This is a genomic window from Exiguobacterium sp. MH3 (assembly GCF_000496635.1).
GTDB lineage: Bacteria > Bacillota > Bacilli > Exiguobacteriales > Exiguobacteriaceae > Exiguobacterium_A > Exiguobacterium_A indicum.
Genome location: NC_022794.1, coordinates 340,439 through 360,591, shown reverse-complemented (window position 1 = coordinate 360,591; position 20,153 = coordinate 340,439). Strand labels below are relative to the sequence as shown.

Genomic DNA, 20,153 nt, shown 5'->3' with positions numbered 1-20,153 from the left:
TTGTAAACGGTTTCATTAAATTATTTTTGAATAACAAAACCGATTCCATCTCTTGCTGGTTCGCAAGACACGGAATCGGCTCATTAAATCGTTTGAAATAAACTGTTTGTTGCAAGGGCCGCAGCACTGAGTGCTCCCTGTTTTTCACCCCACGGGACCATCTTGACATCGGTTTCACGTGAAGCAGCGGTCAACGCCGTATGCTCGACCCGTTCCTTGATTTGATCAACGATCGTAGGTGCGAGCTCGAACATCGGTCCCCCAAGTAAAATCCGGCGTGGATTCAAAAGATGAATCGTATTCAAGACCCCGATTCCGATATATTCCCCCGCCCGTTCATACGCACGAACCGCCTGCTCGTCTCCCTCGTTCAACCGCTTGCGCAAATCAGCAAGCGTCGAGACTTGTGGATCAACGACAGCATAATCCCGTAACAATGCTTTTTCGCCTGCCAACGCTTCAAGACATCCTCGGTTTCCACACGAGCAAATCGGACCATCGAGATCAAGGCGCATATGTCCGACCTCTCCCGTAATATGATGTTGTCCGTCGACAAGCTGTCCGTCGAGCACATAAGCACCCCCGATCCCTTCCCCAGCATAGAGATAGAAGAATTGTTCGACCCCGACGCCTTCACCGAACAATAACTCAAACGAAGCGAGTGCCCGGACATCATTTTCGATGAAGACAGGATAGTCAAAACGTGCTTCGAGTTGTACCTTCAACTCAACGTCATGCAGATGGAATCGTGGAGCAAAAAGAATGACACCTGTCTCCGGATTGACCATCCCGTGGACGGAGATCCCGATTCCGTGAATCGTTCCCCGTCCTTTTGTCTGTGCAATCAAGGTCTCGCATAAGCGACCGATTGCTTCAATCAGTTCTTCATTCGTCTCAAAGCGTCCCACGGCTTCGGACTCATGAATCGTGTTCCCACTTAAATCCGCAACGACACCGATGAATTGGTGACTTGTTGCATCGATGCCGATGACGTATTGCTCTGTTGCGACGAGTTCGAGCATGATCGGTTTTCGTCCCCCATTTGATACCCCAAGCTCTCGCTCCGTCACGAGTTGTTCTGCAATCAATTCACTGACGATGTTTGATACCGTCGGCTTCGTCAAGTTCGTCCGTTGTGCTAACTCGACCCGCGAAATCGGTTGATGCATCCGGATCAGTCGCAAGACGAGTGCTCGATTATAAGAACGCATCCATTTAGAATTACGCGGTGTTTCTTTCGCCATGTCCCCCTCAACCCCTTTGGTCTGTCTCTTTACTATCTTCGCATATTTTGTAAGGGATTTCACGGTCTCACACAAAAACCGTTCATCTGCTGAACGGTTTTTGTGCACTTTCATGCTTCGTCGTATGGTTGTTCCAAGATCAAGACACGTGAACCGTCCGGATTCTCGGTCAGTTCAATTTCGACGATGGCTTGACCGACCAGCAAAACAATCGGTTGAGACGGATCATTCTCGCGAAAGAAACCGATTTTTCCGTGGTGTGCATCCATATAGTCCGCATATAAAAATGTGCCGTTGACGTGTAACTCATCCTTCATGCGATTAAACGTCAGACGTGGAACACCGTACCAGGCTTCCCCATTCAAATAAAGCAACGGACGCTCGCCGACCGATTCATTCATCGCCCGTCGGACCTCGATCGCCCCCGTCGTATCGTAATACAATCGATCCTGACCACGTGTCGCGATGACAATCGGATGTTTCTGATACAAGACGACTTCTAAAATTTCATCCGCTTGTTCGACGAAATAACCAGTCTCATCCGACTGGGCAAAACTAATCGTATACAATTGCATCCAGGAAACAATATCCGTCACTTGAACCGGTTTATGAAAAAGCGCAGAAACAAGCAGTGTTTCTTGCGGAGTCACAATCAGATTGACGGAGATATCCGCTAAGCGGATCGTCCGGATTTGTGTCGAAGGATACGTATGGTCATAACTCGGAACAAGCATCGCTTCATAGTGATCATCCTTTTCGACCAGTTCAATCGATGGCATGCGTCGATCAAAATCCGCAATTTGAATTCGTTTCATCCGACATCTCCTCTCACCTTCTCGAACAGCCTCACGCAAGTTATTACCCAATATCTGGTTTTCGTGCACTCCCCTGAATTCAAAAAACCGGAACGCATGCGTCCCGGTCATTGTAAATACAAATCATATAGTAGATATAGAATGCCTCCGACGATGATTACAAATGAGAAGATGCCCGTTTTCCCAAAAAAGACGCGATCGACGGTTTCATCTCGTTCGAATCTTTGCTTCGTCATGTAGTACCGCTCCCTTTAACAAGCTCGTAGTACTTCTCTTTTTCGACGTCTCGTATCCAATCCCTTGTTATGATCTGTCATTTCGTTCCATTTGCGAAATAAATCAATGTTTCGGTCTCATCTTCTGTCAACGGTCGTCCTGTCTCTTCTGCATATAAGGTCCGCATGTCCTTCAGTCGTCCTCCGGTCGCTTCTGTTACGCGAATGGCTCGACGCAACATGTTGATCTCTTCTTCAAATTCCGACTTCGGCATCGCTTCTCCATGCGACCAGATATAATAGTCGGCATCTAAACGATCGAGTGTCGTTAGTAAACGCGTCGTCCGTTCGACCGTATAATTCCACTTCGGTGAAAAGATATCGGCATACATCGCGTCGCCTAAGAACACGACACGTTCTTCCGGAATGTAGACGAGTAGACTTCCCGGGGAATGATCGTTTTCGACTTCAATCAACTGACAGTGTACCCCGCCCAAATCAAGATCCAGTTGTCCTTCAAAGCCGATCGTCGGTAAAACGACTTCAATATCACGTGTCGAACCGAACTCGAGCTTGATCGCGTCCGCACAAAACGGAATCTCGATGCCTTGATCCATTCGTTCTTGTAACGCTCCATCTGTCCAAGCGTATGGTTGCATCTCCTTCATTCGTTCGATCGTTTGCTTGGTCGCGATTGACGGCAGACCGAGATGTTTCATCCCAAAAATATGATCCCAGTGCCAGTGGGTCAATGCCAATAAATCAGGTGATCCAAGATTGTGTTTCTTCATTTCTTCTAAGAATAGTGCTGCATGAGCTGACGAGTTTCCCGCATCGATCATCAATTGATGATTTTCCCCACGTACGACGGCGAGAATCGGGCGGTCCGTCTCGCTGACCGGTGTCTGATACCAAATCCGTGAAGTTAGTTGTTTGAAGTGTTGCATGCTCTACCTCCTTATCATCTGCTTTTAGTATACGTCATGACAAAACCGGGTTCATCTAGAAGACGAACCCGGTCTGGTTAGTTATTATTTTTTAGCGTTTGGTCGAAACGGCCACCAGACCCCTTTGCCAAACGATACCGTGATCGCTGGAATCAAGAGTGGTAAGACGATCAAACCATACAAGAGTAGACCTGTGATGACGATCGTCGCGATTTGAACGAGACTCAAGACACCAGACGGCATCATCGCTCCGAAGGTTCCTGCGAGGATGATCGCTGCCGTGATGATGACAGACCCCATCTTTTTCATCGACAGGAACATCGCTTCCTTCGTATCGAGTCCCTTGATGGTCTCTTCCCGGAAACGGTCGAGTAGGAAAATCGAGTAGTCGATACCAAGGGCAATCAACATAACGAATCCGAAGAACGGAACGGCCCAACTGATACCGTCATATCCGAGTCCGTTGACGAAGATCAGCTCTGCGATCGACATCGACGTATAATACGTCAGCAATAACGAACCGATCATGAACAACGGCATGATCAACGAACGGAACATGATTGCTAGAATCACGAAGAGACTGATCAGCATGACCGTCACTGTTCGTTTGAAATCGGCTTTCGACGTATCGTTTAAATCACTGTTGACGCTTGAAATCCCACCATATGCAACGGTGCTATCTTCAAACGGTGTACCTTTGATTGTCTTCGCTGTCGTCTCTTTTATTGCAGCGACGGTTTGAATCGCTTCCGGAGAATACGGATCATCTTCGAGGATGACTTCGAACTTCAATCCCGTCTGTTGATCGATCGCGTAACGATCAATTGCTGGTTTAAAGGCTTTATCCGACAGCGTATCTTTTGGAACGAACACACCTGTCCCCCGAATCGATGTCGCTTGTCCCATCTCGGTCAGAAGATCAGAAATGTCTTCAAGACCACTTTCGATTTTCGTCAATCCTGCGTTCGCTTGACCGACACCGGCTGCGAGTTGCGTCAACCCACTTCCAAGTTGACCCGCTTGCGCACCTTGAGACGCAATCCCACTTGCTGCTTGACTGATGCCGGCTTGAACTTGGCTCAATTGACCAGACAAGGCATTCAACGTTCCGACGGTTTGCGGAATGTTTTGGGTCGATTGTAGACCTTGACCGACGAGCGTCAACTGTTGGTTAATTTGCCCAAGTCCGTCTGCTGCTTGTTGCAACTGATTCGCACCTGCTGAAGCCGCGTCTCCTGCTGGTAGCTGTCCTGTAATCCCATTCAAATTATCTTCCACTGTCGTCAGACCAGACTGAACATCCGTGAGGCCGGCGGTAGCTTTCTTCATACCATCAGCAACTTGTTTTAATTGACGATCGACGTAGAAATCATTGATGACTTCGCCTGTCGGACGAGAAATCGAACGAACCGATTTGACCCCATCAATCTTCACCAGTTCGCGACTGAGTTGTTCCGCATAAGGAACTGTTTTTTCAGTAATCAAATCATCGTCACTCTTCAGGATGACGTTGACCGGGAGCGACTCACCTGCACCAAATCCATCCGAGATCGCATTCAGTCCTTTGACCGTCTCATACTTCGCACCAATCTCATCGACGGTATTAAACGAAAGGTCATCATCATACGTAAAGAGTGTCGGGACCGTGATGATCGCAACGATGATCATCGCAAGCAACGGGCGACGAATCGATAATCCACCATACTGTGCCCACAGTTTACTGTCTTGGTGACTCGCCGCCTTCTTCGATGGCCAGAATAGCTTTTCTTTTAATGTCGCCATGAAGAATGGAACAAGTGTAAACAAGACAAGCAAGAGTACGGCAATCCCGACTGCAACTGCGACCGACGATTTAAAGATCGGGAAGTCCGCAAATCCAATCGCCGAGAAGCCGACGAGAACAGCGAGACCACTGATTAGTAACGTACGCCCTGCTGTCTTATACGTGTTGACGATTGCTGTCTCAACGTCGTGTCCTGCCGTCAACTCTTCCTTATACCGGCTCAGGAGCAAAATACAATAGTCCGTCCCAATCCCGAACAGGATGGCAACGAGGAAGATTTGCGTATAGTTCGATACTGGGAAGCCGAACCAATCGACGAAAAAGGCGACAAGTGATTGGCTGATCAGGTACGTAAACCCAACTGCAACGAGTGGGACGAACGGTGTGACGACTGAACGGAAGACGAGCAGAAGCAGTCCGAAAATCAATCCGACCGTAATCAGTTCCGTCCGCTTCAGTCCCTCTTGCGAGCTCGTATTGACGTCATCATTGATTAACGCTTCACCCGTTAGATAAATCGTTTGATCCTTTGGTAAGAGGTCCGTCCGGATTTGTTTTGCCAGTTTGACGATCTCTTCTTGCGAACCGTCGACCGTGATTGGCACGAGAACTGTCTTTTTGTCTTTTGAGACGAGCTGTCCTTCTGTCTCTTTGTTTTCAAACGGATCGAGCACATCCGTGACCGGACGATCAAGTGCTTCTAAATCCTGAACGATTTGCCCGATTGATGTTCGATCGGCATCGCTGACTTTGTCTTTGAGCGGAATGACGAGAGAAATGGTTTCTTCACTTGCCCCCGCTTTTTCTAAAATGTCAGCTGCCCGTTGTGAATCGGCATCATTTGCAAGCTGAATCGCACCTGCTTCTTCTGCTTGTTTAGCCAAGTTTGGTGCCGTAAATAGTAAACCTACTGTGACGATAAGCAATAATGCAAGAATTGCCCAACGCCATTTGACGATTTGTCGCATATCCGATTCTCCTCTTCCTTCGATTCTGTCTTTAGTCGTTCAACTGCAAAATCTCTTTGATCTTCTTAAAGGTTTCGATGAACTGGATGATTTCTTCTTCCTCGACCTTTCCTTCAATCAAATTCTCCAGATACGTATAGATTTCTTGCTCTGCTTCAGTTGCCACTAACCGACCTGCTTCCGTCAACGAGATGTACTTCGTTCGGTGGTCATCTTCTCGACGTTCGACGATGACGAGACCTTTTTCCGTCAACTTTTTCAGCCGATTCGAGATGGCACTTTTGTGAACACCCTGCACTGCCGCGAGACGCCCAGACGAAATCGGTCCATATTTTCCGACGAGCTTCAACACATGAAGTTGTTCCGGTGAATACATTTGCCAAACGGGTGCTTCGACCGACTTCAACACGCGTTCTGTTCCGTGGATCATGACTTCTTCAAACAGGAGGACTGCTTCACGTAAATTGTCTTTCATTTTTAGTTTACCCCCTAAACTTATGAAGTTAGTTTAGCCCCTCAACTAGAAGTCTGTCAACTCTAAACTGTCACAACTTACCGATGCAGAACATGACCAATTTCTGTATGATAAAGGAAGAGAGGAGCATGCTTATGTTGACTTTGTTTTGGATTGCGTTAGTCATCTGTCTCGTAGGTCTTGTCTTTACGTTACGTATTGCCAAGCAACCAGCAGAAGAAAAGTATGACCACAAAACTTCGGCCAAAAACATGTCTTGGATGTATTTCATTTTTCTTCCGATCATTTTGATTTTATTAGGCATCTTCTATTATTTTTTAACATGATATAAAACAGCACACATCAACCGATGTGTGCTGTTTTATATCACTTCAAGGTTTTCGGACGGACGATATAGATATCGCATTTTGCATAACGGGAGATGTTTTCAGAGACACTCCCGATCATGATGCGTTCCATCGCATTCATCCCGACCGCCCCACAGACAATCAACCCAGCACCGACACGTGGTGCGATGACCTTCGGAATCAATGTTTTTGGAGAGCCATTTTCGATGACCAGTTCAACTGTCTCGACGCCTGCTTCTCGTGCCCGCTTCTCGTAACGATCGAGCAGTCCTTGTGCATATTCCGTGACGTTTTGATCAATGAAACGCTTATTGGCACGTACATTAGCAAATGTCTGAATATCGATGACATGGGCGATGACGAGTTTGGCATGATCGAGTTTGGCGAATTTCACTGCCTTTTCAAAGGCAAGATCTGCCGTCTTTGATCCATCGACTGCCACTAAAATCGTATGATACTGGCTCTCCATCAAGAATCATCCTTTCTGCACGACTCTCTTACAGCATCCGGTCATTTTCATTTTCGAGGGCGCGGTTTTCATGATCGAGTTTCCGTTCTGCCTCGATTCCTTCTGGCTCTGTCTCCAAAATACTTTTTGGTTTCGGCGCAGGACGTGTTGCCCCTGCTTCGTCTGCTAACAGGACATACTCACCTTGTTGAACACGTAAGACATGCTGACGAATATCCGACTCCGGTAATCCGAGTTCCGTAAAGGCAGTTTGAATTTCCTCAGCCGAAGCCTGTTTGCCTGTAAATCGCTCAAACAGCGTCCGTTTTCCAGAGACGAGTTGCGCCGCTGATTGTCCGCGTAACATCGCCATATCGGTTTTATCTTGTAACACGACATATAAATCTTCTTCTAGATAACCCGCAAAATGTAGATCCTCAATTTTTCGAATCAAATCCGTTTCATTTTGATAGACACCGATCCATTGTTTTTTTCCCATGTCACACGTCTCCCCCTTTTATAACAACTATATGAGATATACCCCAAATTCATCTAAAACATGACTAGGATGAAGAAGACTTCGGCGATTGCTGTCGAAAAAGACGTTGCCGTTTATAGAAGACGTAATAGCACAAGAGTAAAACACATACGATTCCGACCCCTGTTACGATTTGTTGCAGAAGAAAGAGGCGATCGTTAAAGTACAATCCAATCAAATACCAGACGAGCGCGAGACCAAACACCCAATCGGAATGAATGACGACAAACAATAGTCCTCCGATAATCGCTACGATGAGTGCAATCGTACTCCATTGCTGTTCGGAAAGACCAAATAGCGAAGTGAACTGAAAATCGGATAAGATCCGAAATGGTAAAATCAACAACATCGTACTCATCCAAGCGAGAAGGACTGAAATCGGAGAGCGCATCCAAGGCGATCGTCGCGGATGGTGTTGAATTTTCATATAAACTAAGCACAGACTAATGAATGAAATCGTTGTCCAGACAAGTTCCCACGGTGGTCCGGTCATACTACTGACGCCAAGCGTCACAAGTGATAACGCGAGCCATCCTCCGATATCTTCAATCAGTTCTCGATCTGCAGGAAAGGCACGAATCGGTCGAATACACCAAATTAACAACGTTGTGAACACGACACCTGTAATCGCATCAAAAAAAGGTGCTGGAACAAGAGGTAACGCAGGAATGGTAACCGGATTTGACCAAACGACGCGCGCTAGCAATGCAAAGAGGAATGCTCCTATATTCATGAAGCGTAAAAATGTTAAATACTGCACGCCCCTCTTCACCTCCTCGTTCATTCTGTTATTCAATTCCCGTTGCAAGAGGCAGAAAAACAAAAATGTCGCTTTGTTCTGCTGCCAAATTCCGGTACGATAAAAAGAAAAGGAGGAACGCGAATGGACGCATTTTTATTGCCTTATCAATACAACTTCATTCGGAATCAAGTCGACCTACTGCAACATCAATTCGCTGCCGTTCATGATCCCGATGTTCGTGATGCTGTCCGGTATAGTGCTGCTGAAAAAATATTCGATCTATTGCCCGTACTTACACCGGAACAGGAAGCGCTGTTGACGAACATTCGTGACGCTGAATCCGAACAAGATCTCCTCGCGTATTTAGCACAAGTCGAACCGTTCGTCCAACCGTTTCCGAGCATTTCTGAATCACGGATCCGTCAGCTCTTCAAAAAAACGAAAAAGTTACATGTTCCGCCACTTCACTCCTTTGAATGGGCTCACACGACGTTTTTAAGCTGGAACGATACCGGAAATCGAAAAAAATACTTCGTCTATCCTTTGGACGGTCAATGGATCGGCGTCGAGGGAACCTATCTGCCATCGATCCAAAAAGGGATCTGTGCGATTTGCCATACGTATAGTGACATCACGCTCGTAACCGCAACGACACGTCGTTCAGCTGAACAGCATCAGACGATTGGTCATCATATATGTATCGACAGCGATGCATGTAATCAAGCTGTGACGAATCCAGAAGTCATTGAAACGTTCTTAGCACGCACGCAAAAGAAATGATCGGCATCAAAAAAACACGTTCGTATGACTGATCCGATGAGGTTCAGTATACGAGCGTGTTTTTGCATGTGACGGCGTTCAGGTGTTCGTTATCGCTGGATCATGTAAGCAAAATTGATTCTTCCCGCGACGTTTTGCCTCATACATCGCTAGGTCTGCTTGCTCGATCAAATCTGATCGAGAGGCTGCATGCGCCGGATAGATCGCTCCACCAATGCTTGCCGTTACGGGAAGTGGAATGATGCCATGGCGAAACGACTTTTGGAACAAGGAAACGAGATGTTCTCCACACTGCACCACTTCTGCTTCTTGTTCAACGTCAAACAATAAGACGACGAACTCATCTCCGCCTTGTCTTGAAATGACTGTATTGGGCGGCAATTTCTTTTGTAAGCGCGTCGTGACATCGACGATGAGTTGATCTCCGACGCGATGACCGTACGTATCGTTAATCTCTTTGAAGTGATCGATATCGATAAAGAATAATCCGACTTGTCCTTCACTCGCTTCCGCCCGGTACAAGGCATCTTGGAACAGTCGCGCAAACAGATACCGATTCGGTAACCCTGTTAAGGCATCGTGGTATGCCATGTGCCGCATCTCCTCCATGGCAGTTGCTAATGCTTCCGTTCGCTCTTCCACCTTCGCTTCGAGATTTTCGCGCAACCGTTGATTGTCAACGACAATCCGGATTTGACGGGAAATCAATAACGGGATCGCAATCATCAAACCAATCGTCAAACCGTTCCAACTAATCGTTTGCCGTGCCATCGTCACGAATAGAATCAATAAGAATAAGTAAGGTGTAATTAAACGTAAGACATCAATCCATCTCCGTGTAACGTCAAGAGGAACGAGAGATTCTTCAGCGTCAAAGCGATATGCGGCAAGCCCGACAATCAGGACAGTCGCTAACCATAACGGATCGAGCCAACTCGAAGGAAATGGATAATCAAATCGTTCTAGGACGACGTATAGGAGGTCGGCAAGTAATTGAAAATGAAATGCGAGTAGAATCAATAATAGCGAGCTTCCATTGCCACGTTTCATCAAACCAAAGAATAAGACAATCATTCCACCGAGCAACAATAAATCACCAATCGGATAACGAAGCCATAAAAGCGTTTCGATCGTCAGCAAGGCATTTCCTTCTAAATAAGGTGTCACTAAATAGTGCCACGAAAGAGATCCTGCAACGACTAAAATGATGAACTCATCAAACAAAAAGACCCGCAAATTAACTTCTTGTCGTCGATTACGCAGGAAATAACCGAAAGCAATGATATAGATCAAGATTTGAAGACTAAAGATCAAGTCGATCCAATCAAACGGTTCCGTTCGTGTACGTCCTTGAAGGAAATAAAGGAGTTGTCCACATTCACCTAGACCGAGCATCGTATTGGCAAACAATAAAAGAAGAAATAAACGAGAGGTAAAAGGACGTCGCATTTGGCGACGTCGTGCCTGCCAAATTAAATAGAGAGAGACCGAGACACCACCAATCGTGAACAGACTATTGACGACTTGTCCGATTACTGTATCCGTCCCAACGTATGTCACCCAACCGATGTGTAAAAGAAGCCAAAAAACAACGACTCCTAACCAATTCTGATACACGACGATCCCCCTCCTTTTTTAATCATAGTCCGTTTGTCCTATAGGTATATCGGTTCATCATTGCATTTTATTCACCTTTTTTTATTTTATTGGAATCTTTTTTTGACAAGATTACTCGTTTTAAACATAAGAAAAAACCGTGATCGCACCTAGCGGATTGAACACGGTTTAGTTGGAATGTATTCTAGTTCTTTAAATAGAACGTCGATTTTCTTCTGTCGACTCGATCGATTCGGTCAGACTGAGGGGTAATACGATGATGAAACGACTGCCTTTTCCTACTTCAGATTCCACATGAATAACACCCTCATGCTCTTTGACAATTTCCTTACAAATTGATAACCCGAGTCCCGTTCCACCGATTCGACGTGTATCGGAATTATCGACGCGATAAAATTTATCAAACAAGTGGGCAAAGGCATGATGCGGAATTCCAATTCCTTCATCTTTCACTTCAATGATGGCTTGATCGTCTTTCGTATCAATCCAGACGTCAACACGCCCACCATCCGGAGAGTACTTGATCGCATTGTTGATCAAGTTATTCATCAATTGTTTGATTCGGTCCTCATCTCCTAAAATGAACGGACGATCCGGACTAAGCAATTGCAAATGAAGATCGTGTCGTTCACTTGAAGCGTCGTATAAGGACATCACCTGTTCAGTCAGGCTAAATAAATCGAGATGTGCCATTTGGTATAACTGCCCACCTGACTGCATGCGCTGAACATCTAAAAAGTCCGTGACAAGGTTTGATAACCGTTCCGTCTCGTTATGAATCGTCGCTAGATATTTCTTCTGTTTCGAGTCATCGATTTCTCGATTCAACATCAATTCTGTAAAGCCGTAAATCGAAGAGAGCGGTGTCCGCAACTCATGCGACACGGTTGAGACGAGTTCTGTTTTGAGACGATCGGCTTCTGTTTCCCGGGTAATATCTCGTAAAACAAGAATGATTCCCTTCCATCCACCAACGACATCAATACGTTCCGCGTAGACTTCCAGATGAGCTGTGTTATTTCGAATATCAAATCGGGCCTTTTCCGGTGAAATCTCACCGGAACGAATCAAATCTAGATACGTATTAAAAGCCTCGACATCATCCACCAACTGGCGCATCACATCGATGACATACTCACTCGACGGTAACGTCCGATCTACTGTGAATTCCGATTGAAGTTCTGGAATCAATTCAAACAATGGACGGTTGACGTATAACTCTCCATTTCCATCTTCAAGATAAATGATCGCTTCTCGGATGGAGTCTAACACTTGCTCAGTCTTTTCTTTTTCTTGACGCATTCCTTCATACGAACGCGTACGCAGGAGCGATAACGTCATCTGTTGCGCAAACTCGCGAATATCCGTCAACTGTTGCCCTTTATAGGCAGATTTATAACGAACCAGATAAATCGCTGCAATTAGTTCATGCGTTTCCGGATCTTCGATCGGAATCGTCACTTCATACGTGCTAAATGAATACGGATAGTCTTTTTGACGCGTGACTCGTTTTTCCGATTGGATAAATTCCATCTGCCGAACCGATCGATTGATGACGGACATCTCATCTTTCAGGAGAACTTTTAAATAATCCATCGTCATCCCATTCGTTGTCGCACCCATGAACGCTCCTTCTTCATAGAGCAATAGTGCACCGTACTCAGAAGAGGTGATATCGATCATCTTTTGAACGATTGCCGGATACGATTCGACGGTTTCGCGAACAGCAAGCGCCTCTGTCAGTTCGCTACGTAATCGGAGCTTTTCCTCATTCTTTTTCGTCGTTTGATACGCTTCTTCGAGTTCTTCTTGTTGCGCCTGCAATTCTTCTTGTTGCGCGAGCAACTCTTCACTTTGCGCCTGCAACTCTTCATTTTTTCCTTGCATCGCATCCGTATGGGCATTCGTCGTCACGACCATCCGATTAAAGGCTGCGCGCAATAATCCGATTTCGTCTGGTCGCTGCTCGGCAGCTTTATCAATCTTAATCGGTTCTTTTCGAGCAAGTTTTTGATTATCATCAATCAAACGTAACAATTGCCGTGTCATCCGGCGAAGGAACGGGTGCACGAAGAGAAGGATGAAGGCAATGAGCACAACGATACTTGATATCCAAATCCATTGTGACTTTGCGACTTCACTCCGCAGTTCCCCGACAGCCGTTTCTTGTTGTTGGCTGAGATTCGTCCGGTATTCATCAAGTGCTGCAGAGGCTTTTTCAATGTCTGGTGTAATATCAATCGAACCATCGGCAGTTGGCTTTAATCGCCCTTGATCGACAAGACGCTCCGCAATCGGTAAAGAAAACAGACTATCCCCCTGTAAGAAGTCCTCATTGATCCGATTCGCCTTTTTCTCATTGACGTAAGACTGGGTCAACGGGAACAAGGCATCATAGTATAACTCATATAAATTCGTCATTTGCGCTGCGAATTCTTCTTCTTCATCCGTTTTTGCGTTTCGCATGAACCAATCCGTCTCACTTTTGATATCTGTTCGGAGCGCCTGAATCTCATCAAACCGTTCTTGGTTACCAAAAATGACGAATCCTCGCAATCCAAACTGGACGGTTTGCCAATTGTCCCACAAATCATTGGCCCGGCGATTTTGTTCACTGATCGTCTCGAGATTCTGTTTTGATGTTTCGATTCGTCCTTCCATATAGTCATAGACAAAGAACGAAGTAATCGATACTACGATCAGTACCGCATAAAAAACAGTCAGCAACTGCCGACCGATTCGTCGCCGAATCCAATTCACCATGAATGTATCCTCCTCATCATTCATCGAATGATGCTTTTTCATTTGTTTCTTTAAATATAATAGAAACGCTTTCGAAGCAACAGCTAGGATATACAAAAAAAGACCTTTTCTCGGAATGTACCCGAAAAAAGGTCTTTTTATCCGCTTATTTTTTTGCTTTCTTCACTGTCACAGAAGTCACAGGGCTCACTTGACCACGCGTATTCTTAACGTAGACGGAAAGCTTCGCTTTTGCTTTTTGCTTCGGAATTTTGACGGAATAGTTGCCTTTTGCAGAAACCGTTCCTTTTCCGATGACTTTTTTCTTCGCATCTTTTACATAAACACTTAATTTCTTTTCAGCTGTCCCGGTTACTTTCGTTTGTCCGGCATAGACGGATTTCACTTTCGGTGCTGCTGGGGCTGGTAGGACTTTTACGATCGTCGGTTTACTTGTGCGTTTAGCAATATCCGTCACTGTGACGATCAAGCTTGAACCACCGACTTGTTTTGGTAATTTCGCACTGAAGTGACCTTTTGCGTCGACTTTCGCTGTGGCGATTTTCTTTTGTTTTGCATCTTTGACAGTAACCGTACCGCCCGCAAGAGCTGTACCTGTCATTTTTGTTGCACCGGCAAGTACTGGTTTAACTTTTGGAGCTGCTGGCGCTTTTCCAGGAAGGACTTCTGTACGTTCTGACGTGATATCCAGTCCATTTGTGTAACGAATTGTTAGGACCGTACCTTTGTTTTGACGTGGAATCGTCACACTATATTTTCCGGATTTAGCTGTAGAAGAACCCAACTTCTTAGTGGACCATACTTCCACTTTTGTTCCGGTTTTAACCGTTCCTGTGACAGTCAGTTTATTATCATATACGTTGTTGACAGTTCCGTTCAGATTCAATTGCGAAATTGCCCGAGGAATACTAACTTTACCGTATCCTGAAACCGGACTGACATAGGCAGGAAACTTGAATTCAAGCTCTTCTCCCTCTTCTTCCTCAAACCAATCATTCGGATTTTCGAAAGCTAGTGGTTCTGCACTTTTTTGTAGAATTTGTTCGATTTGTTTAGGTGTTAGTTTAGGATTAAGTGACTTCAAGATTCCCGCAACAGCTGCGACGTGTGGTGAAGCCATACTTGTTCCATCCATATACACCGTATTTCCGTCTGGAATCAAACTCGCTACTTTTGAACCCGGTGCAACGACATCAAGGCCGACTCCATAATTCGAGTAATCTGAAACCATACCGAGCGTATTCGTCGCTCCAACAGAAATCGCATATTCTGAGTTTGCTGGGAACCCTACCATCATATCGTAGTCGTTTCCTGAAGCCGCAACGACCGTAACACCATGATCTGCTGCATATTTCATCATATAAGCCATCGTGCGGCTTTCACCGCCACCAAGACTCATATTGATGACTTTCGCTCCATGATCAACAGCATATTTAATTCCAAGTGCAATGGCATCCGTTTCTCCTTCGCCATTTGCATTCAATACTTTAACCGGTAAGATTTGTGCCGACTGATGAATCCCTTGGATCCCGTAATCATTGTTGATTGTCGCTGCGATGACACCTGCCACGTGTGTTCCGTGACCATTATCATCAATCGCGTCGCCATCTCCGTTTACGGAAACATAGTTCTTCTCATTCGCAATATCAACTTTCCCTTGTAAATCCTTTAAGCGATAATCAACACCTGTATCGATGACCGCAATTTTGACAGGTGCTAATTTTTTCCCACTAAATCGTTTTTGGAACTCCTCAAAACCAATTCCAACATTCGGGAACTGTTCGAAGACTGTTTTCTTATTGATGGCCCATTGGTAATCAAAATTGATATCACTTGTTGCTTTGTAAGTTTGAATCTTTTCCACATATTCGACTGCTGATGAGCGACCAATCGATTGCTTTAATGCTGACGCTGATTGTCCCTTCACCGTTGGATCTTCTGTCACTACAATGAAATCACCAGCTTTACCAAGCGGTAAACGCTCAACATCTGCTGATTGAATTCCAGCAATTTTCATCGAACTGACTGTTTTCCCTGGCTTTAACTTAACGATGAATCGCGTAGTTTCTTTTGACTGAATGTTCATCCCTAATGTTCCGAACGTATCGTCTAACGTACTGCCGCTCATCTCAGATATCTTCATTTTTTTGGCATATCCATCGATTTCTTCTGCAATCACAGCAGGCGATGCATCGCGTGATAATGTATAAAGACGGTCAACGGCTTGTTGATCTGTCTTTGTCAGCGTGTACGATGTTCCACGTACGAGTGCCTCCATTGCAGGTTTCAATGTTTTTAAATCTTCGTACGCTTGTTGACGCTTATCTTTATTGAAAAGAAGCGTTTTGACAACGTAAGGCGATGTTTTGTAATAAAGCGACGTCAAGGCACGACCTGCGTCCGATTGACTCAATACCTGTTTTTGGATCGAGTGCATAAGAGCAAGCATTGGTTTTTCTTCTTTTGTTTGTTTTAATGCTTCTTCTGCCATACAGCTAATATCACTGATTGGCTCATATTCGACAGCTAATTTGACGTTATTGTATGTCAGCTTAACGTTTGCTGCTTTTGTCGTTTTCCCCTCTTCGATGTTCGGGTAATATTCGACTTTGACATAATACGGTCCATCCCATGCATATGGAACGGCTAATTTTGTCGTTGCTTTTTCATTCGGTTCTGCTTCTGTCCGGTAACGATCAAATGTATCATCTTCAGCTGCCATCGCTTCGCTCGGGTAAGCTGTCACTTGAACAGGTTGATCCGTATCGATTGATAACTCAAAGTGTGACGCTGTTTTTTCTACACCTGCTTCATGATTGACACGGTACCAATATGTATTTTTTTCTTCCATTCCGGTCTTAAGTGTCGTTTCTTGTCCTGCTTGTAAAAGTGTTGCGCTTGCAAGAGCGGTCTCCGCTTTTGCAGTAGTTGGTCCTACGCCGAGCGTTAAAACTAAACAGCTCAGCATGACCCAAATCATCAGTTTCTTCACACATGCTCCTCCTTCAAAATGGATATACTTTAATTTGATTATAAACAGTATATGGATAAAATGGATAATTAATTTATAGTGAAATCTTACAATTTTGAAAGAAAGACGCATCATGTTCTAAAGAACACGATGCGTCTGACTCCATTCATTTAAAATCTGCTACATATTCGCCGTATCCTTCTTGTTTCAAGTCCTCTTTCGGAATAAAACGTAAGGCGGCTGAGTTCATACAATACCGAAGCCCTGTTGGCTCTGGACCATCCGAGAAGACGTGTCCAAGATGGGCATTTCCATGTCGACTTCGGACTTCCATCCGTTTCATGCCGATTGAAAAATCACTTTTCTCAATGATATTACCTGGCTCAAGTGGTTTCGTAAAACTCGGCCATCCTGTCTTCGAATCATATTTATCATTTGATGAAAACAGTGGTTCTCCAGAAATCAGATCGACATAGATCCCGTCTGCTTTCAAATCGTGATACGGATTATCAAACGCTGGCTCCGTTCCATCCTCTTGTGTCACTTTATACTGGATGGCGGTTAATTTCTTTTTGATTTCTGCGTCTGATAATTTTGGATAGGTTGGAAGATCGAGTTTGGGTTGATCATTCCAGTAGCGATCGATGAAGTCGTCGCGTCCAGAAGCTGCCCGGTAAAACTTATATTTCTTCTCACTCTTCAAATAGTAATCCTGATGGTATGCTTCCGCTTCATAAAAAGGACCTGCCGCAATCAACGGTGTGACGATTTTATCATCGAAGATCTGTTGTTTCTCTAAATCCTGTTTCGATTGTGCTGCGATTTCTTTTTGTTTCTCATTCGTATAGAAAATCGCCGTTGTATAAGACTCACCACGATCGACGAATTGACCATCTGCATCCGTCGGATCAATCTGGCGCCAGTAGACATCTAATAATTGCTTGTACGAGATGACGTTCGGATCAAACGTGATCAATACCGCTTCCCGATGACCTGTCGTCTCCGCTGACACTTGATTATACGTCGGATTTTCAACATCACCGCCCGTATAACCAGAAATGACGGACTTGACTCCTTTTAATTCTTCGAACGGGGGCTCCATACACCAGAAGCATCCTCCAGCTAAAATCGCTGTCTCTTCCGGTTGATAACTCAATTCCTTACTGCCACTTGATTTTGCTTGCTGTTGCTGGAACACGAAGTATCCCCCGACCATGATGACGATGAGACCGATGACTGATAAAATCGTCCACATTCGTTTTTTCATCTCCCTTCGCCTCCTTTATTTAGCTTACGTCGCATGACGTCGATTGGATGTTCTTTTATTTAACTGTACCGCGCTAATACCGTCTTGTCGTAGCATGTGCTCAAAAGAAGCACATTCAATACTATGTAGAGTTCTTGTGTGTTTCTCCACAAAAAAAAAGAGCCTCATATCGACTCTTTTCGAAAATTAACCTTTTTGAATCCAGAATTTTAGGACGCTTGCTTCTTCTTCATGTTTGACGAGTGCATGACCACCTGATGTCGCCCACGCCTGAAGATCGTTTTTTGCCCCTTTATCCGTTGCATGGACTTCAAGGATTTGACCTGATTCGAGTCCAGCGATGGCTTTTTTTGTTTTTACGATTGGCATCGGACAAGCAAGTCCTTTTGCGTCGAGTACGAGTTCTGATTTCATGTTGTATTCCTCCTGAATGATTTGATGTTCGTTATGCATCGGCTTAGCGTACCGCACAGCGGTTCGGTCCGACTTCCATTTCCCGTTGTGTTTCAAGATCGGGTGTCTGTTTCCCCATGTTTGTTTCACGGATATCTTGATACGCGTTCGGTTGTGGCGGCAGGTTCTCTGTGACCATTTTCCGGAATGTTGCTTCATCGTCGATGTTAAGACCATGATTGTTCGCAAGCAAGATGCTTAATTTTTCCGCTACACTACCATCCGTGTTCAATTCTTCAATGATCATGAAATGTGCCGGTAAGACGATGAGTTCTGGTGAAAGATCACGATACGTGTTGTAGAGCGAATCGCGTAAGTCACCGACCCAGTCTTCCGCGAGACCGGCTAAATCCGGACGACCAATCGAGTCGATGAACAAGATATCACCTGTCAATAAATAACGCTGATCGACGATGAATGAAGTCGATCCAATCGTATGTCCCGGGGAATAAAGAGCGCGTACTTCAATCGCTGTATCCCCCACTTGAACCGTACTACCGTCTTCAAGTGGTGCATAATCGAATGTGACATCCGACGCATCTTTTGGCGGCAACCAGTATGTCGCGCCTGTTTTTTCGGCGATGTCGCGTCCTCCAGAAATATGATCCGCATGAAGATGTGTATCAAATACATGCTTAATCGTGACGTTGCGTGATGCGGCATAATCCAAATACACATCCGTCATTCGTGTCGCGTCGATGAGTACGGCCTCTCCTTCTGAGATGACCATATACGAGAGACACCCTTTACCGATTCGGACGAACTGAACGACTTCGCCTTGATCAGTTCCTGTTTCGTTCAGCGTTCCGATTGAAATCGGTTCTAGATGTTCACTCCATGCTTTCATGCCGCCTGACAGATACGATACGTCTCGTCCTGCTTCTTCTAGCATATCGGCGACGAAAATCGATGACCCTTCTTTTGCGCAAACGACGAGAACATCCTGATCCTTCGGAAGCTGATCGAGAATCTCCTCGACACCATCCAACAATTCAAAATACGGAATGTTGAGGTACTTGAAGTTCTCTCCTTCGATTTTCCAATCTTGAAACGCATCCTCATTCCGGACATCTAAGATGAACAGAGACTCACGTCCAATGATTTTTTTTGTAACTTGTGCGGCTGTCATTGCTTGTGCCATATCTACTCGTTCCTCCTCTACTTTACGCTGTTGTATTATTTCGCTGAAACGAGTGTCGTCGTCTCAGACGCCCATTCCTGCATACCCGGTACGACATTGTGGATCGTATACCCCTTGTCACTGAGCTGTCGGCATGCCATGTCACTTCGGCTACCTGTCCGGCAGATGACATAAATCGTCTGATTTGAATCCAGTTCTGCATGGCGTGTCTCCAGTTCGCCTAACGGAATATTGATGGCTCCCGGTACATGGGCGAAGGCATATTCTGCTTGTTCACGAACATCAAGCACCGTGATCGAGTCGTCTTGGCGTGCTGCTTCGACTGTTGCGTTGTCGACGGTTTGAGCGAATGCTGCTGGTTCCGTGACATCACCTGTTGATTTCCGAACGTAATGACGGAGTATTTCTCCTTCTTCGATCGTGCCTAAATAATGATTGCCGGTGCTATTTGCCCAGGCACGGAGATCTGCAGTCGATCCTTTATCCGTCGCCTGGACTTCGATGACTTGTCCCGGTTCTAACGTCTTGATCGTTTTTTTCGTCCGAACGATCGGCATCGGACAAGCGAGACCTTTGGCGTCCAATACGATATCTGATTTAATCCTAGTCATACAATTCGCTCATTTACGGTGTGGGGTA

At 45.3% G+C, this 20,153-nt stretch carries 18 protein-coding genes; 2 read left to right on the top strand and 16 right to left on the bottom strand.

Annotation, left to right across the window (positions count from 1 at the left end; all coding sequences use genetic code 11):
• Positions 1–83: 83 nt before the first annotated feature.
• The 6 genes from U719_RS01865 to U719_RS01845 all read right to left on the bottom strand — a co-directional run bounded on the left by U719_RS01865 (position 84) and on the right by U719_RS01845 (position 6,447).
• Positions 84–1,244, bottom strand: a complete 1,161-nt coding sequence (locus tag U719_RS01865) for an ROK family transcriptional regulator (protein ID WP_023466966.1) — start codon at positions 1,242–1,244, stop codon at positions 84–86.
• Between the two features lie 110 nt (positions 1,245–1,354).
• Positions 1,355–2,059 carry a hypothetical protein gene (locus U719_RS01860; RefSeq protein WP_023466965.1) on the bottom strand — a complete coding sequence of 235 codons (705 nt, stop codon included), beginning with the start codon at positions 2,057–2,059 and terminating at the stop codon, positions 1,355–1,357.
• Positions 2,060–2,166: 107 nt separating this feature from the next.
• Positions 2,167–2,295: a hypothetical protein gene (locus tag U719_RS17065; protein ID WP_023466963.1), complete on the bottom strand. Its 129-nt coding sequence runs from the start codon at positions 2,293–2,295 to the stop codon at positions 2,167–2,169.
• A 77-nt stretch (positions 2,296–2,372) separates the two neighbouring features.
• Positions 2,373–3,221, bottom strand: coding sequence for an MBL fold metallo-hydrolase (locus U719_RS01855; protein ID WP_023466961.1), 849 nt, complete (start codon positions 3,219–3,221; stop codon positions 2,373–2,375).
• An 84-nt stretch (positions 3,222–3,305) separates the two neighbouring features.
• Complete coding sequence (locus U719_RS01850; protein ID WP_023466960.1) at positions 3,306–5,972, bottom strand: MMPL family transporter; 2,667 nt, start codon at positions 5,970–5,972, stop codon at positions 3,306–3,308.
• A 31-nt stretch (positions 5,973–6,003) separates the two neighbouring features.
• The gene (locus tag U719_RS01845; protein WP_023466958.1) at positions 6,004–6,447 is read right to left on the bottom strand and encodes a MarR family winged helix-turn-helix transcriptional regulator; all 444 of its coding nucleotides are present in this window, start codon (positions 6,445–6,447) and stop codon (positions 6,004–6,006) included.
• A 128-nt stretch (positions 6,448–6,575) separates the two neighbouring features.
• Here U719_RS01845 and U719_RS01840 point away from each other — a divergent pair, with 128 nt between their 5' ends.
• Positions 6,576–6,773, top strand: a complete 198-nt coding sequence (locus tag U719_RS01840) for a hypothetical protein (protein WP_023466956.1) — start codon at positions 6,576–6,578, stop codon at positions 6,771–6,773.
• A 40-nt stretch (positions 6,774–6,813) separates the two neighbouring features.
• On the opposite strand, the gene U719_RS01835 is transcribed toward U719_RS01840, so the two are convergent.
• The 3 genes from U719_RS01835 to U719_RS01825 all read right to left on the bottom strand — a co-directional run bounded on the left by U719_RS01835 (position 6,814) and on the right by U719_RS01825 (position 8,513).
• The gene (locus tag U719_RS01835) at positions 6,814–7,263 is read right to left on the bottom strand and encodes a universal stress protein (protein ID WP_023466954.1); all 450 of its coding nucleotides are present in this window, start codon (positions 7,261–7,263) and stop codon (positions 6,814–6,816) included.
• A gap of 28 nt (positions 7,264–7,291) precedes the next feature.
• On the bottom strand, positions 7,292–7,741 hold the full coding sequence (locus U719_RS01830; RefSeq protein WP_023466953.1) for a general stress protein: 450 nt from the start codon (positions 7,739–7,741) through the stop codon (positions 7,292–7,294).
• A gap of 64 nt (positions 7,742–7,805) precedes the next feature.
• Positions 7,806–8,513: a hypothetical protein gene (locus tag U719_RS01825; protein ID WP_156357229.1), complete on the bottom strand. Its 708-nt coding sequence runs from the start codon at positions 8,511–8,513 to the stop codon at positions 7,806–7,808.
• A gap of 150 nt (positions 8,514–8,663) precedes the next feature.
• On the opposite strand from U719_RS01825, the gene U719_RS01820 reads away from it, so the two are divergent.
• Positions 8,664–9,302 (top strand): FusB/FusC family EF-G-binding protein, encoded by a 639-nt coding sequence (locus U719_RS01820; RefSeq protein ID WP_023466951.1) that lies wholly within the window; start codon positions 8,664–8,666, stop codon positions 9,300–9,302.
• A 78-nt stretch (positions 9,303–9,380) separates the two neighbouring features.
• Here the strand turns inward: U719_RS01820 and U719_RS01815 are convergent, their stop codons facing one another.
• The 7 genes from U719_RS01815 to U719_RS01785 form a co-directional block, all read right to left on the bottom strand.
• On the bottom strand, positions 9,381–10,919 hold the full coding sequence (locus U719_RS01815; RefSeq protein ID WP_023466950.1) for a GGDEF domain-containing protein: 1,539 nt from the start codon (positions 10,917–10,919) through the stop codon (positions 9,381–9,383).
• A 192-nt stretch (positions 10,920–11,111) separates the two neighbouring features.
• Complete coding sequence (locus U719_RS01810; protein WP_023466949.1) at positions 11,112–13,682, bottom strand: ATP-binding protein; 2,571 nt, start codon at positions 13,680–13,682, stop codon at positions 11,112–11,114.
• A gap of 145 nt (positions 13,683–13,827) precedes the next feature.
• The gene (locus U719_RS01805) at positions 13,828–16,674 is read right to left on the bottom strand and encodes a S8 family serine peptidase (RefSeq protein ID WP_023466948.1); all 2,847 of its coding nucleotides are present in this window, start codon (positions 16,672–16,674) and stop codon (positions 13,828–13,830) included.
• Between the two features lie 145 nt (positions 16,675–16,819).
• On the bottom strand, positions 16,820–17,920 hold the full coding sequence (msrB, locus tag U719_RS01800; protein WP_023466947.1) for a peptide-methionine (R)-S-oxide reductase MsrB: 1,101 nt from the start codon (positions 17,918–17,920) through the stop codon (positions 16,820–16,822).
• A gap of 186 nt (positions 17,921–18,106) precedes the next feature.
• The gene (locus tag U719_RS01795; protein ID WP_023466945.1) at positions 18,107–18,334 is read right to left on the bottom strand and encodes a sulfurtransferase TusA family protein; all 228 of its coding nucleotides are present in this window, start codon (positions 18,332–18,334) and stop codon (positions 18,107–18,109) included.
• 43 nt (positions 18,335–18,377) lie between these two features.
• The gene (locus U719_RS01790; protein ID WP_023466943.1) at positions 18,378–19,514 is read right to left on the bottom strand and encodes an MBL fold metallo-hydrolase; all 1,137 of its coding nucleotides are present in this window, start codon (positions 19,512–19,514) and stop codon (positions 18,378–18,380) included.
• Positions 19,515–19,549: 35 nt separating this feature from the next.
• Positions 19,550–20,125, bottom strand: a complete 576-nt coding sequence (locus U719_RS01785) for a sulfurtransferase TusA family protein (RefSeq protein ID WP_023466942.1) — start codon at positions 20,123–20,125, stop codon at positions 19,550–19,552.
• Positions 20,126–20,153: the final 28 nt, after the last annotated feature.